The organism is Rhizobium johnstonii 3841 (assembly GCF_000009265.1).
Classification (GTDB): domain Bacteria; phylum Pseudomonadota; class Alphaproteobacteria; order Rhizobiales; family Rhizobiaceae; genus Rhizobium; species Rhizobium acaciae.
This window is the reverse complement of the sequence record NC_008380.1, coordinates 4,047,233-4,060,697: the sequence shown is the minus strand read 5'-3', so window position 1 is coordinate 4,060,697 and position 13,465 is coordinate 4,047,233. Positions and strand designations below refer to the sequence as shown.

Below are 13,465 nucleotides of genomic sequence, written 5' to 3'. Positions count from 1 at the left end.
CTGTTGCAACGGATAGCATCGATCACACCTGTTCGATGGCGCCGGTAATCAGTCCCGTCACTTCCTCCGGCGAACTTGCCGCAATCTGCTTGTCGGCTACTTTTCTGCCGCGCCGCATCACGATCACGCGGTCGGCGACCGAAAAGACGTCGGGCATGCGGTGGCTGATCAGGACGACGACAATGCCCCGGTCCCGCAATTGGCGGATCAGATTGAGAACCTCAGCCACCTGGCGCACGGAAATGGCTGCGGTCGGTTCGTCCATCAATACGATTTTCGCTTCAGACAGCATTGTGCGGCCGATCGCGACCGCTTGCCGCTGGCCACCTGACATTTGCTTGACGAGATCGCGCGCCCGCGTCTCGGATTTGAGTTCGCGAAATATCTCGCCGGCGCGATTGTACATGGCCTTGTGGTCGAGGATGCAAAAAGGCCATACGCCGCGGCGCAATTCTCGTCCGAGGAACACGTTCGCTGCCGCCGTCAGATTGTTGCAGAGCGCCAAATCTTGGTGAACGATCTCGATGCCATGCTGGCGTGCTTCCTTCGGCCGATGAAGCACGAGATCAGCGCCGTCGAGCCGCATGGTTCCATGGCTCGGTCGAAAGTTGCCGGCAATCATCTTTACCAGGGTGGATTTGCCAGCGCCGTTATCGCCCATGAGACCGACAACCTGCCCCGCTTCGAGCGAGAACGAAACATCGTTGACTGCCTGGATGGCACCGAAATGTTTGGAAATATTGATGAGCTCAAGAACCGCCACCAGCCTCACCGCCTCCCAAAACCTGCGGGCTATCCATTGCACCGAACCCTGCTTGTCTTGAAGGCAAGGCGCCGGCGAGTTCACTTTTCCAGTATCCTCCCAGGAAAAGCGATCGGGAGCATTTACGCAAAACCCTGCGACAGCGTCAACTCATTGTCCCGGCAATTGGCTGTATTGTCGCAAAAATCTGTTTTGTCAGACAAATATCATTTGACGAGAGTGGCGCCCGGATATTAGCTATCAATGGGGGAGAAACGGTATGCTGATCCTTGTGACCGGTGCGACGGGCAAGGTCGGGCGGCGCTTCATTGCTGGGCTGCTTGACGATCCGAGATTTTCCAAAGCCCGTATTCGTGCGCTTTGTCATAATCGTTTGTACGAGGCGACCGACCGTGTCGATGTCTTCCAAGGCTCGATCGCCGATCGCGATGTCGTGGCAAAGGCGCTGGATGACGTTACCCATGTCGTGCATCTTGCCACATGCAAGGAAACGCCTGAAGACATCATGGATGTCACGGTCAAAGGTCTCTTTTGGCTGCTCGAGGAGTTCCGTACGAGCGTCACCGCACGCCAGTTCATCCTGATCGGTGGTGATGCGGGTGTGGGACATTTCCACTACCGCCACGACGGCCCGATCACCGAGAACGCCCGCCATTGTGCCTATCCGGGAAGCTATGCGCTCTCCAAAGTCCTGGAAGAGGTCATGCTGGAGCAGTTTGGCATTCAGTACGGCCTCAATGGCTGTTGTCTGCGCGCGCCCTGGATCATGGAAAAGGACGATTTCAAGTATTCGCTGTCTTTTGGAGACGACGTCTTTGGCGGTCCGGACTGGAAGACGCTCGTTCCGGAAGAAGCGGCACGGCGCTATGCGGCGATGGGTACGGTGCCGCTGCTCTTGGATGCCGACGGACGTGCACTGAAGCGCAATTTCGTCCATGTCGACGACCTTGTATCGGCAATATTGGCAGCGATCGACAACCCGCGGGCGGAGCGGCAGCTCTTCAATATCTGCATGGATCGACCAGTCGACTATGCTGAAGTCGCCGCCTATCTCCTGCGCACGCGCAATCTCGGCTCTGTCGACATACCGAGCCGCTTCCATTCCAATTGGATGGACAACAGCAAGGCGAAATACCTGCTGGATTGGCAGCCAAATTACAATCTCGAAATGCTTATCGACTCGGCCTGGCAATACGAGCGTTCAAAGGAGGAGCCTCGCATCGTCTGGTATCCGGGTTGATTTCGTGTGGCGGGCACGCGGTGTCCGTCTGTTTCAAGGGAGGAAACTATGAGGAAGGCATTACTACTTACAGCCGCAGTTTTAGCACTGACCGCCGGGCAAGCCTTGGCCAAGAAGCAACTCGTCATCGTCGTCAAAGGCCTCGACAATCCGTTCTTCGAAGCAATCAATCAAGGTTGCCAGAAATGGAACAAGGAGAACCCCACGGCGGAATACGAATGCTTCTACACCGGTCCGGCATCAACATCCGATGAAGCCGGCGAAGCGCAGATCGTTCAGGATATGTTGGGCAAGGCAGACACGGCTGCAATCGCAATCTCGCCGTCAAATGCAAAGCTCATTGCCCAGACCCTGAAGACCGCCAATCCGACGGTTCCGGTGATGACGCTCGATGCCGATCTTGCAGCCGAGGACGCAGCGTTGCGCAAGACCTATCTCGGCACCGACAACTATCTGATGGGCGCCCGCATCGGCGAATACATCAAGAAGGGCAAGCCGAAGGGCGGCAAGATCTGCACGATCGAAGGCAATCCGGGAGCGGACAATATTCTACGCCGCGCACAAGGGATGCGCGACACGCTTACTGGCCAGAAAGGCTTGACAGAGCTGAAAGGCGAGGGTGGCTGGACCGAGGTTGCCGGCTGCCCGGTGTTCACCAATGACGACGGTGCCAAGGGCGTTCAGGCAATGACCGATATCCTCGCGGCCAATCCCGACTTGGACGCATTCGGCATTATGGGCGGCTGGCCATTGTTCGGTGCACCGCAACCCTATCGCGACCTGTTCAAGCCGATGGCCGACAAGATCGCCAGCAACGATTTCGTCATTGGTGCCGCCGACACGATCGGCGACGAGGTCGCCATTGCGAAGGAAGGACTGGTCACGGCGCTCGTCGGCCAACGACCGTTCGAGATGGGCTACAAGGCACCGTCGGTGATGATGGATCTGATTGCCGGCAAGCCGGTTGAAGATCCGGTCTTCACCGGTCTCGATGAGTGCACGAAGGATACAGTCGACACCTGCATCCAAAAGTAGGTTCACGGTTTGGCGCACCCGGTTCAAGGGTGCGCCGACTGTCCTTACGAGACGGATCGAGAGATCCGCTGGGCTTGACGCGCCCTGAATTCCGCGCTTTGTGCCGGCGTCAATCGCAGGCGACTTCCTCGTTATTACGATTGTTTTGATCATACGTGCAGACAGTCGAAAGAATGCTGAGGCAGTAGAAATAAATGCCTGACAAAAAATCGGGAAAGCCAACGGCTGCGGTCGAGGTGGTGATGGTGGACCGCACGGCCACCACAAGGCGCCCAAATTCTCCCCGCATGACTGGGGCGAGTGTTCATGTGTCTTTGGCAGGCGAGATCGGTCTGCGAATCGTGCGCGGCGACTATCCGCCGGGCACGATCCTGCCGAATGAGGCAAAATGGTCGGAAGTCTTTGACGTCAGCCGATCGGCGGTGCGCGAAGCGATCAAGATGTTGATGGCCAAGGGCTTGCTTTCCTCCCGTCCGAAAATCGGCAGCTGGGTCGAACCCAGGGAGCGCTGGAACCTGCTGGATCGAGATGTCTTGGGCTGGTATGCCGCATCTCCCGATCGCGAATCCTTTCTGAGGGCGGTGCAAGAACTCAGGCATATGATCGAGCCGGAAGCGACTGCACTTGCAGCGGAGCGCCGAACTGAGGAGCAGATGACCGCGATCAGTCAGGCCCTGCATGACATGGATCAGGCGACATCGCTCCAACAGCGGACAGAATCCGATACGCGATTTCACATCGCGATCTTGCGCGCCTCCGGAAATGATCTGCTGGTGCCGCTCGGCGTCTTGATCGAATCGGCGCTGAACCACCTCTTCGCCCATGTGACGCGGGAGGAAGACAATTTGCGATATGCGCTGAAACTTCATGAAAATATTGAGAAAAGCATCCGATTGCAGCGACCGAACATGGCGCGCAACGCAGTCCGCAAGGTGCTGGCAAATACCGACGAAATCATAGCCCGGTGGTCACGATAGACGTTTGCATCCTGTCCGGTTGGCGCGTTGCCAGGCCCGCGTGGTACCTTCGCCGACTCCGGATGTGACGCAAAGCGGATCCGCGCTTCGGAGGTCGCCTATAAATATTGAAATTACAGGCCTCCGTAGTTTCAGTCCGCTGCGCTCGGGATCGGCTTGCACCACGCCGGAGACGGGCTCTGGCAACATACCTCAAGGTTATTCCCTGAACCGCAACGTTATGGATCTTTGCTTCTGCGCTGCAGGCGACCGATGAGGGGGAGGACAGCCGCGATCGGCAAGAATGCGACAAGAGTGAGCAACTTGGCTGAAATGCCAGGGACAACGCGGCGACGGCCCGAGTTGAAACCTCTCCAGGCCCGCTCAGCGACATATTCAGCGTCCAACTTGGGCAATATCTTGAAGAGAGCCGCCCGATTCGCGCCAGCCTTTTCGAGGAATTCGGTAGACACCGGTCCGGGCGCGACACATGTCACCGTAACGCCAAAGCGGCGCACTTCCTGATGGAGCGCGTCCGAAAAAGAGTGCACGAAACCCTTGCTTGCGTAGTACAACGCCATATATGGTCCGGGAAACAAACCCGCTATGGAACCGAGATTGATCACGCCGCCACGTCCGCGCGCAAGCATTCCGGGCAGGAAGCGAAGGGTCAAGTCCGTCAGGGCGCGTATATTGAGATCGACGATCCCAAGCTGATCGTTGAGGGGGAGCAGTGTCGCTGCGCCTCGCAGGCCATACCCAGCACTGTTGACCAGCACGCCGCAGACTAAATCATTGGCGGTTAGAAAAGCCTCAAGACGCGCGGATGCGTCGGCTGCAAGCAGATCCAGTTCCAGCGTGAGGGCTTCACCGCCGGCCTGTTGTACGTCGGCCGCCGCAGCGGTGAGGCCTTCAGGCGAACGCGCGATGAGCACGACGACGTTGCGGTCGCGTGCGGCAACCTTTGCGATTGCTCGTCCAATGCCGCGGGAACCGCCAACCACGACGACAGCCGAACGGAACTCGTTGTGCGGGGTCACTTCGATGGCCCTACCGACGTCATGATGGTCGCGGCTCCCCTCTGGACGAGGCTTTTTACTTCGTCGGTGACCTCGCCGTTCAAGATCCTTTCGAATCGTTCCAATGCCCGTGCCACGTTCGCTCCATCCATAACCCTGTGGTCGTAGTGAATGCGGACAGTAACCGATCCATCCTCGCCGATCGGGCCGTAGTTGAAAAGTGTGGTCAACGGACTGAGAGGGTTGAGAGACTCCGCTCCGAGACCCGAATAGACAGACAGCTGGAAGGTGCCGAAATAGCGCGCTCGCTTCCGTCCTATATTGAGTCCGAGCCACATGAGCAGCCACCTCACAGGGGCAGGTGCGCGAGCAAGCTCCAGAGAGCGCCGAAACTCCTTGATCTCCAGAACCGGAAGTGACCTCGCTGAACGGATCAGCGTCTCCAGCTCGGTGATTGAGCGTTGCTCGGGACCTTTGATGGTGCTCAGGAGAACGATCCGTTCTCCGTCATGCTCGCGCTCATGGGCAATGGAGGCGACGCTGGCTGGATATTCATAGAGCTGTGGCCACGGAAGCTTGATGTAAGCGCGCCGCAATTCGGGGATCTCTTGAGAGAGCAGGGCGTATCCCTTTAAAAAAAGCACTGTCCAGGACGGGCGGCTATCCGGTCCGTCTCTGGCATCCAGAAGCGGCCGAATATTCATTTGCCGCTGAACCGTCACACGTGGCACCCCGATCGAAAATCTCATCAGATCTCCGACAAGACGTCGCGATGCCGAAAGCTTGATCGTTCGGCCTCTCATCTTGCCACCTTTAGTAAAGATAAGGGATGATGCGCTTGGTCTTCGCCATATACGCGCGGTATCGTGGGCCGAAAACTTCCAGCATCATACGTTCTTCCTTGTCCACCCTTAGGAAGAATAGAACGGCGAAGCCGATGAGGCCCGCCATGCCTGCAACCCAGTTCGGCAGCAGAAACGCTTGTGAAAGCCCCATCAGAAGGAACGACGTGTACATCGGGTGGCGGACAAGGGAGTACGGGCCAGCGCATATCAATTCGTGCTGCTGGCGGATCTCCAGTGTAATAGACCAGTTTCGTCCTAATTGCTTGTGAGTCCTTCGAAAGACCCACATTGCAACCCAGAAGAGTATTCCCCCGATCAGGATGACCCACCAACGGGGTACATAGTCGGCCGCTTCAGGGATACCGGTCGCAACGTAAAATCCTGGCACGATCGCAAGCCCGCCGAGCGCTGAAACGAGCCCGAGCACCTCCGAGCCGCTACGGCGGTTACTGACGACAGGCACTCGTTTTGCGCGGCGCTCAAATGGGTATCGAATGATGCACCATCCAACAATTCCCAGAACCCAGACGACTTCGCCGACGACGGCTGCTGATAAGTTCAAATCAAGTCACCAGAACCTTTCTATGATCTGCCTTCCGCGATCGCCAACGCATGATTTGGATGCCCGCGCAATCAACCTGTATTCATCTCCCGGAGAGTTGCAATAAATTGTTGTGGCCTTAGCCAAATGCCGGGCGCCTTATAACCCATGTGCCGGGCAATATCCGCCACAAAGGCGTTGCAATTGTAAACCGTTGCCTCCCAGAGACGAGATTTTGCCTGCAGTTTGCGTATATATGCAACTGTGTCGTTATATTCACCATCAGTCAGCATCACACGCCAGCTTGCCGACCTGTACTGCTCTTCCAGGTCGCCATCCGTTGCTCCGGTCGAGGCTGGAACCGGTATGAAGTGGCCTATTACATATTGGGCGGCATCGGGAGAAGCTGGGGCAAGTCCTGCGACTTGGGGATTGATCATATTTCCGTTCTTATCCGCTCGCCCAAAAACGACGTAGGTGTGTCCGTAGGTTAGAGCATAACGTGAGCGAAATTCGATGAAATACCGATTCGATTTGTTTTCAGCCGCATTGGTTGGAGCTACGCCTCTGCCATTGGACGTATAATGCGGTAAAGGTCTTTTGTCGTCTGTCTGGCATGACGATGCCACGAACGCCAACATAACAATTAGCGACACACCGCCTCTTCCAAGCGCCATCACCAAGCTCCATATGCAGGCCCTGACGAATGCGAGCCCGAAGTCAGCATATAAAATGCCACTCTTGCGCTGTGAGTTACTAAGGAGCGCAGCTTGGCGGTTTATGTGAGAAGAGGAAGGGTCTTAGCGACCCTTCCTAAGAATCAGACGCGATATGCTACTTGTAGACTGCTTCTGCCGGCGGTGGGGCCTTCCCCTTGCCTTTGCCAATCGACCCGCAAGCACTCAGATTGGCCACCGCAAACATCGCAACGATTACGATTAGAATTCTGCTCATTAAGAAGTCCTCTCCTCATCATGGCATAGCCCTTTAGACTACACCTTAAAGTTTAGCGACACTCAGTACCCTGGATAGGGCAGACATGATGCAACATGCAACGAATCTACATTAGCAGATACATATTGCTATGGCCAACCCTGCGATTTCAAATGGTAAACACCATCAGATGACAACCACGCGCGTGCCGACGCGTGCACGGGAGTACAGGTCGACGATGTTTGCGTTCGTCAGGCGAATACACCCATTCGAGACGGCACGGCCTATCGACCAGGGAGCATTCGTTCCGTGCAGCCGGAACAGGGTATCTTGTCCGCCTTGGTAGAGGTAGAGGGCCGCTGCACCGAGAGGGTTGAGCGGTCCTCCCGGTACTCCATCGGCATACTTGGCCAACCCGGGCTTGCGCTGAATCATGTCATTGGTGGGCTTCCACGAAGGCCACTCTGCCTTATAGCCGATGGTGGCCTCGCCCTTGAAACTCAGTCCTTCCTCTCCGACGGCGACACCATAGCGAGTCGCCAGTCCGTCTGCCTCCACGAAGTAAAGGTAGCGGCTCGCCGTATCGACGACGATAGTTCCGGGCGGTTCACTCCCCGTATACTCGACCTCCTGTCGTCGATAGCGGGGATCGGCATCCGGATCCCTCGCGAATCGGTAGCCCAGTGGCGGCCCATCGCCCGAAGTACATCCAGAAAGCATTAGAGCCAGGCTCCCCAGCATGAGCCCCCGGCGCGTAATATGCTGTTTGTCCATTTCCACCTGCCAAGTAACTCCGTCGATCCCGTTTATTCCAAATTAGCCCGTTCATTCCAAATTAGATTGCGACATCTTTTGATAAAGACACTTAACTCTGTGGAGGATGAGTTCGCAACACTGGCAACATCTGAAGCTGCGCAATACCATACGCTTCTATTTATCCGTGAAACCCCTTGCATCAATAATCGCGCCGATCGAATATTAGCATATCAACAAGGACGGAGACGATGAAGCTTTGCCTGGAAGAAAAAATCGCGATCGTAACGGGCGCAGGTTCCGGAATTGGTGCCGCCGTTTCCCGACACCTCGCTGAGGAGGGGGCCGAGGTTGTTGTCGCCGATATCAATGCTGACGCAGCATACACGATTGCCGCGGCAATCAGATCAGAGGGAGGCCGCGCCCGTGAATTTGTCGTCGATGTCGGGGACAGTGAAAGTGTGCAGAGACTTGTCGATTTTACCGTCGAGACATGTGGCGGCTTGGATCTGGCGGTCAATAATGCGGGAATCGATGGGATGCGCGCAGCGGTCGCGGACTATCCGCTCGACAATTGGCACGAGGTGATGAACGTCAATCTGAACGGCGTTTTCTATTGCATGAAGTCCGAAATTGGCGCGATGTTGAAATTAGGCGGCGGTGCAATTGTCAATATGTCTTCCACTCTCGGGACCGTTGGATTACCCACGGCGGCGGCATACACAGCAGCCAAGCACGGGGTTGTTGGACTGACGAAAGTCGCTGCGATGGAGTATGCGAGGCTGGGTATCCGCATAAATGCCGTCGGTCCCGGCTGGATCGAAACGCCACTTTTGTCAGAGCATCTTGAGGCGACGAGTACGCGACGCATGGCATTGCTTCAACCGATGGGCAGGCGTGGAAAACCGGAAGAGGTCGCGACTCTTGTGTGTTTCCTCCTGTCCGAGCAGGCCAGCTTCATCACTGGGGTGCACTATTTGGTGGACGGGGCCTATACCGCTCACTGAAGAAAGGGCTTGAGAAGATGCGACGATGTCTAACCTTTCTCTATTTTGCCTGATGGTGTGGCTGACCGGGATAGCCCGTGTTTTACACGACATCGCGGTGTGGGGCCACGTGGGGGGTTCTCACGAACAGCAAGACCGGACATCACGGCCATCGCCGCTAACGGGACGAGATGAAGGCGTGGCGCATCTACTGGTCTCCGAATACGCCGTTCATCTCCGGCTCCGTCGGCAGGTGCAGAGTACGAGCCGCCAGGAGCAACTTCCACCAGTCTCGTCGCTGCCTTGGAAGCCGCGATGATCCGGTAGCGGGAGAAGAGCGAGTGGTCACAGGGCGCGAAAGGATAGGCGGAAGTAATTGCCGTGCATTCCGCTGGTGACTTCAGGGACTACAAACCTCCGCGCAAATCGGGTCAAGCCAACCAAGCTTCTCCTGGATGACCAAACGAGAGCCCTCTGACAAGGGGGTGCCTGACTGTAGCTGAGATTGGAAATAGCGCGCAGCAACCGAATCGAAGTTCGTATCATGCGGAATACTCACGATACGCGCTGCTCTCGCGAGGTTTTCGGTCCAAGCTCTTCCATCACGCCCCCCCGCTAATCTCGGTTCTTCAAAGAGAAGGCAAGGACGTAGTCGCCGACATCCTTCGAATAGGGTGCGCCGCCAACCGATATCAGGACATATTGCTTGCCTGTTTTCGGAGAGACATAGGTCATGGGCGTCGCGCTCGAACCGACCGGCAGGGGATATTTCCAGAGTTCTGTACCGTTCTCGGCATCATAGGCGCGGATATAATAGTCCTGGAAGCCAGCGAAAAAGACGACGCCGCCGGCGGTCGCGGAAGTGCCGGCATAGCTCGGCAGGCCCATCGGCATAGGCAGCTTGGTTTTGATCTTGAACGGCCCGAGTTCTTCGGCTGTGCCTGCCGGAACCTGCCACGCGATCTTGCGCGTCTTCAGATCCACTGCAGTGACGGTGCCGAAGGGTGGTTGGGTGCAGGGAACGCGGAGCCTTGATGTCCACATCTCGGTGGCCATGGCGTAAGGCGTACCGCGCTGCGGAGCTGAGGGGCCATGCGCGGTCGTGGTGAGGGCAAAGTCGACATACTCCTCGCGTGGGATGAGTGCGAAGAGACTGGGGACGCGGATATCGTTCATGAAGACCCTGTTGTTGGGCAGATCGACGGATACGCTTCCCCAATTGAGGCCACCCAGATTTCCCGGCTGCTGGATCGCATATTGCGTGCCGATCGGGGTGAAATCGCCGTCATAGCGCATCTTGCGGAAGGCGATGCGGCATGCCAGCTGATCGAATATCGTCAGGCCCCAGGCCGTCTGCTCCGTCACGCGCTCCGCACCAATTGTCGGCATGCCGACGGAGTAGGGCTGCGTCGGGGAGAGTTTCTCTTCCGGCACGCCGCCTTGCTGCGGCACCGGCTTCTCCTGAACTTCGGCAAGCGGTGTGCCGGTTCGGCGGTCGAGGAGAAAAAGCTGCCCGCGTTTGGTGGTCTGCAGCAGAGCAGGCACAGTGACGCCATTACCGTCAGGCAGGTCGACCAGGACCGGTTGGGCCGGCAGATCATAGTCCCAGATGTCGTGATGGACGGTCTGGAATTTCCATTTCTCCCGACCCGTCGTTACATCGAGTGCCACCAATGTCGCATTATATTGATCGGCGAAGGCAGGGCGATTGACGCCGTAATAATCCGGCGTGGTATTGCCGAGCGGTGCATAGATGAGGCCAAGCTTGTCGTCGAATGCGGCCGTCGTCCACATGTTGGGCGTGGCCCGCGTATAAGTCTGGCCCTCCGGCGGAAGTTTGGTGATCTCCGGGTTGCCGAGATCCCATGCCCATTCGAGCTCGCCGGTGACGACGTTGAACGCACGGATGACGCCAGAGGGTTCCCCGACCTCCTGATTGTCCGTGACCCAGCCTCCGACGACGATCAGGTTGCGGGCAATCAGCGGCGCCGATGTCTGGAAATAATAGCCCGTCTTGACTTCGCCCATGCCCTGGGAAAGCTGCACGGTGCCATTGTCTCCGAAGTCCTTGCAGGGCGCGCCGGTCTTGCTGTCGATCGCCAGGAGACGGGCATCGATCGTCGTCTGCACCAGGCGCTCATTGCAAAGACCGTCGGCGGACTGGGCCTCCATCGGCATCTTGTAGTAACCGAGGCCGCGGCAGCGTTGCCAATAAGGCGCCGTCGCCTTGGGATCGAAAGTCCAGCGAGGTTTGCCGGTATCTGCATCGAGCGCTGCGATCACATCTGTCGGCGTGCAGGTGTAGACCGTGTCGCCGATCTGCAGAGGCGTGTTCTGATCGGCGCCATCGCCTTTTCCGGTGCGATATGTCCAGGCGAGATCGAGCTTGGACACATTGCCGCGGTTGATCTGATCGAACGGGGAATAACGATCTCCTGCCGTGGTGCGGCCATAGGATGTCCAGTCGGAGGGAGAGTTGTCGCCCTTGGCGGTTTTATAGGCGGTGATGTCGGCGGAGGGCTGGATGATCCCATGCGGCACGAAGCTGAGACCGAAACCCGTGGCAAAGATGAGAGCGGTCACCAAAGCGCCGCCATAAAAGAGCTTCCGGTTGGCGGTCGGGGAAAGCGATGGTGCAAAGAGAAGGGCAAAGCCCGCCAGCGCGATGGGGGACATCAAGCGGGCAAACAGCGCCCAGAAATTGAGGCCCGACTCCCATAGAGCCCAGGGAAGGGTGAAAACGGCGACAAGCAGGACGATGAGTGCGCCTCGCGTCTTCCGGCGCCACAGCAAAAGCGCGGCAACCAGATAGGCAAGCCCGACGGCTGCGTAATAGGGTGAGCCGCCGAGGCGCAGCAGCCAGGCGCCGCCTCCGATCAGCCCCAATCCGATAAGGGCGAGAACAATACAGAACAGGGTGGCCAGAAATTTCATAGTCTCCTCATCCAATCCGCCGCCCGATCACCTGGATTCCAACTCCGACCGTCGCATGGCTCTCGGGAAGCGCAGGGCCATGGGTTGATGGTCAGAGACGCGTCTTCGGGAGAGGGCTGCTCTCTCGTTCAATTTTTACCTGATGTACCTGTGGTCACTGACACGCAGCCTCGACCCGGCAATGATGTCACCGCCGCTCTGCGGCAACGGCTTGCCATTCCAAATCGAGTCAATACTTCTGAAAGGGGCACAGATGGTTCTCGGCGAAAAGCTTGATCTAGCGAACGGGCGACCGACAGGATTCGACTATATGCGATTACTGTTAGCCTTTTCAGTGCTTTGGATACACACGGCCCGTGTCACCTATGGCGACGACCTGTTTCTTTGGGAGTCGCCATTCCGTCCTTTTATCAAATCAGTGCTGCCCATGTTCTTTGTCCTGAGCGGGTTCCTGGTGGCCGGCAGTCTTGAACGATCGAAGACATTGATCTCCTTTCTCGGTAATCGATTTATCCGGATCTACCCCGCTCTCGCGGTAGAGGTATTGTTGGCTGCCTTTATACTCGGAGCGATCTACACTGAGTATGACCTGCGTGACTATTTCACCGATCCTCAGTTCTTTACATATCTGATGAATGTCACAGGGCACATTCACTTCAATCTCCCCGGGGTATTCCTGGATAATCCTGACGCCGCAATGGTGAACGGGCAGCTCTGGACGGTGCCCTTCGAGCTTGAGTGCTATGCCGTGATCGCCGTTCTCTTCCTGCTCGGCGTGGTCAGGCGGCGGGTGATTGCCCTCATCGCCACGCCGGCGTTGATCATAGCCTTCGGTATCGCAAGATATTGGAAACATGAAAGCGATTGGGCAACTATGCCGACGACCGCGTCGGGCAATCTGCTCATTTGTGCTTTTCTTGTGGGGGTGACCTTCTATCTCTACAGGGACAAGGTTCTGTGGGATATCCGAATTTTCCTCGCCTCTGTGGCCGTGATATTGTGGGCCTACTGGTTCACCTCCTTTGGGGATTTCATTGCCATTCCGGCCATGGGATATGTCACGGTCTTCCTTGGTCTCACCTCGCCCCGCAAGCTCGGCGTCCTGCGTGGGGCCGACTACTCCTACGGCGTCTTCCTCTATGGCTATCCGATCCAACAGGCGTTCGTGGCGCTCGGCCCCTGGGCGCATAACTGGTGGTTGAACGGCATCGTCTGCAGCATTGTTGCCGCTTGCTTTGCCGCCTTCTCGTGGAGGTTTATCGAAAAGCCGGCGTTGAAATTGAGGAAACAAGTCACCTGGCTGGAAAACCTCAGTCTCCAACGCGGCGTAAAACGGCAACTGGTCGGCGCGGCCTCGAAATAGGCCTGTCGATATCGGCCTCGAGGCTGGCAATTCCATCCAGGTGCTCAACCGGCAAGGACATCAGCAGGGCTCGCCATAGCGGCGGCCCTGTTTCATT

At 57.2% G+C, this 13,465-nt stretch carries 13 protein-coding genes; 5 read left to right on the top strand and 8 right to left on the bottom strand.

Annotated features, from left to right (window positions below):
- Positions 1-22: 22 nt before the first annotated feature.
- Positions 23-763: an ATP-binding cassette domain-containing protein gene (locus RL_RS19810; protein WP_011653279.1), complete on the bottom strand. Its 741-nt coding sequence runs from the start codon at positions 761-763 to the stop codon at positions 23-25.
- Positions 764-1,022: 259 nt separating this feature from the next.
- Here RL_RS19810 and RL_RS19805 point away from each other — a divergent pair, with 259 nt between their 5' ends.
- The 3 genes from RL_RS19805 to RL_RS19795 all read left to right on the top strand — a co-directional run bounded on the left by RL_RS19805 (position 1,023) and on the right by RL_RS19795 (position 4,015).
- Positions 1,023-2,003 carry an NAD-dependent epimerase/dehydratase family protein gene (locus RL_RS19805; protein ID WP_011653278.1) on the top strand — a complete coding sequence of 327 codons (981 nt, stop codon included), beginning with the start codon at positions 1,023-1,025 and terminating at the stop codon, positions 2,001-2,003.
- A gap of 48 nt (positions 2,004-2,051) precedes the next feature.
- Positions 2,052-3,038, top strand: a complete 987-nt coding sequence (locus RL_RS19800) for a substrate-binding domain-containing protein (protein ID WP_003542530.1) — start codon at positions 2,052-2,054, stop codon at positions 3,036-3,038.
- A 194-nt stretch (positions 3,039-3,232) separates the two neighbouring features.
- Entirely contained in the window at positions 3,233-4,015 is a 783-nt protein-coding gene (locus RL_RS19795; protein ID WP_011653277.1) for a FadR/GntR family transcriptional regulator, read from the top strand.
- 218 nt (positions 4,016-4,233) lie between these two features.
- Here the strand turns inward: RL_RS19795 and RL_RS19790 are convergent, their stop codons facing one another.
- The 6 genes from RL_RS19790 to RL_RS19765 all read right to left on the bottom strand — a co-directional run bounded on the left by RL_RS19790 (position 4,234) and on the right by RL_RS19765 (position 8,106).
- The gene (locus tag RL_RS19790) at positions 4,234-5,034 is read right to left on the bottom strand and encodes an SDR family NAD(P)-dependent oxidoreductase (protein ID WP_011653276.1); all 801 of its coding nucleotides are present in this window, start codon (positions 5,032-5,034) and stop codon (positions 4,234-4,236) included.
- Positions 5,031-5,816 (bottom strand): hypothetical protein, encoded by a 786-nt coding sequence (locus RL_RS19785; RefSeq protein WP_011653275.1) that lies wholly within the window; start codon positions 5,814-5,816, stop codon positions 5,031-5,033. Before RL_RS19785 ends, RL_RS19790 begins: the two co-directional genes overlap by 4 nt.
- A 10-nt stretch (positions 5,817-5,826) precedes the next feature.
- Positions 5,827-6,420 carry a protein-S-isoprenylcysteine O-methyltransferase gene (locus RL_RS19780; protein WP_011653274.1) on the bottom strand — a complete coding sequence of 198 codons (594 nt, stop codon included), beginning with the start codon at positions 6,418-6,420 and terminating at the stop codon, positions 5,827-5,829.
- A gap of 71 nt (positions 6,421-6,491) precedes the next feature.
- Positions 6,492-7,076, bottom strand: a complete 585-nt coding sequence (locus tag RL_RS19775) for a hypothetical protein (RefSeq protein ID WP_028743236.1) — start codon at positions 7,074-7,076, stop codon at positions 6,492-6,494.
- A gap of 157 nt (positions 7,077-7,233) precedes the next feature.
- The gene (locus RL_RS40620) at positions 7,234-7,353 is read right to left on the bottom strand and encodes a hypothetical protein (protein WP_018243378.1); all 120 of its coding nucleotides are present in this window, start codon (positions 7,351-7,353) and stop codon (positions 7,234-7,236) included.
- A gap of 165 nt (positions 7,354-7,518) precedes the next feature.
- Positions 7,519-8,106, bottom strand: coding sequence for a L,D-transpeptidase (locus tag RL_RS19765; RefSeq protein WP_011653272.1), 588 nt, complete (start codon positions 8,104-8,106; stop codon positions 7,519-7,521).
- A 230-nt stretch (positions 8,107-8,336) separates the two neighbouring features.
- Here RL_RS19765 and RL_RS19760 point away from each other — a divergent pair, with 230 nt between their 5' ends.
- Positions 8,337-9,092, top strand: a complete 756-nt coding sequence (locus tag RL_RS19760; RefSeq protein ID WP_011653271.1) for an SDR family NAD(P)-dependent oxidoreductase — start codon at positions 8,337-8,339, stop codon at positions 9,090-9,092.
- Between the two features lie 594 nt (positions 9,093-9,686).
- Here the strand turns inward: RL_RS19760 and RL_RS19755 are convergent.
- Positions 9,687-12,005, bottom strand: a complete 2,319-nt coding sequence (locus tag RL_RS19755; RefSeq protein WP_011653270.1) for a membrane-bound PQQ-dependent dehydrogenase, glucose/quinate/shikimate family — start codon at positions 12,003-12,005, stop codon at positions 9,687-9,689.
- 142 nt (positions 12,006-12,147) lie between these two features.
- Between RL_RS19755 and RL_RS19750 the strand changes: the two genes are divergently transcribed.
- A complete protein-coding gene (locus RL_RS19750; protein ID WP_173364445.1) occupies positions 12,148-13,368 on the top strand; it encodes an acyltransferase family protein in 1,221 nt (406 codons plus the stop codon).
- The last annotated feature ends 97 nt before the right edge of the window (positions 13,369-13,465 follow it).

What these genes read in the sequence shown, in the direction of transcription:
- RL_RS19805 (WP_011653278.1), top strand. Translation starts at nt 1,023, where the DNA reads ATGCTGATCCTTGTGACCGGTGCGACGGGCAAGGTCGGGCGGCGCTTC.
- RL_RS19800 (WP_003542530.1), top strand. Translation starts at nt 2,052, where the DNA reads ATGAGGAAGGCATTACTACTTACAGCCGCAGTTTTAGCACTGACCGCC.
- RL_RS19795 (WP_011653277.1), top strand. Translation starts at nt 3,233, where the DNA reads ATGCCTGACAAAAAATCGGGAAAGCCAACGGCTGCGGTCGAGGTGGTG.
- RL_RS19785 (WP_011653275.1), bottom strand. Translation starts at nt 5,816, where the DNA reads ATGAGAGGCCGAACGATCAAGCTTTCGGCATCGCGACGTCTTGTCGGA.
- RL_RS19775 (WP_028743236.1), bottom strand. Translation starts at nt 7,076, where the DNA reads ATGGCGCTTGGAAGAGGCGGTGTGTCGCTAATTGTTATGTTGGCGTTC.
- RL_RS40620 (WP_018243378.1), bottom strand. Translation starts at nt 7,353, where the DNA reads ATGAGCAGAATTCTAATCGTAATCGTTGCGATGTTTGCGGTGGCCAAT.
- RL_RS19765 (WP_011653272.1), bottom strand. Translation starts at nt 8,106, where the DNA reads ATGGACAAACAGCATATTACGCGCCGGGGGCTCATGCTGGGGAGCCTG.
- RL_RS19760 (WP_011653271.1), top strand. Translation starts at nt 8,337, where the DNA reads ATGAAGCTTTGCCTGGAAGAAAAAATCGCGATCGTAACGGGCGCAGGT.
- RL_RS19755 (WP_011653270.1), bottom strand. Translation starts at nt 12,005, where the DNA reads ATGAAATTTCTGGCCACCCTGTTCTGTATTGTTCTCGCCCTTATCGGA.
- RL_RS19750 (WP_173364445.1), top strand. Translation starts at nt 12,148, where the DNA reads ATGTACCTGTGGTCACTGACACGCAGCCTCGACCCGGCAATGATGTCA.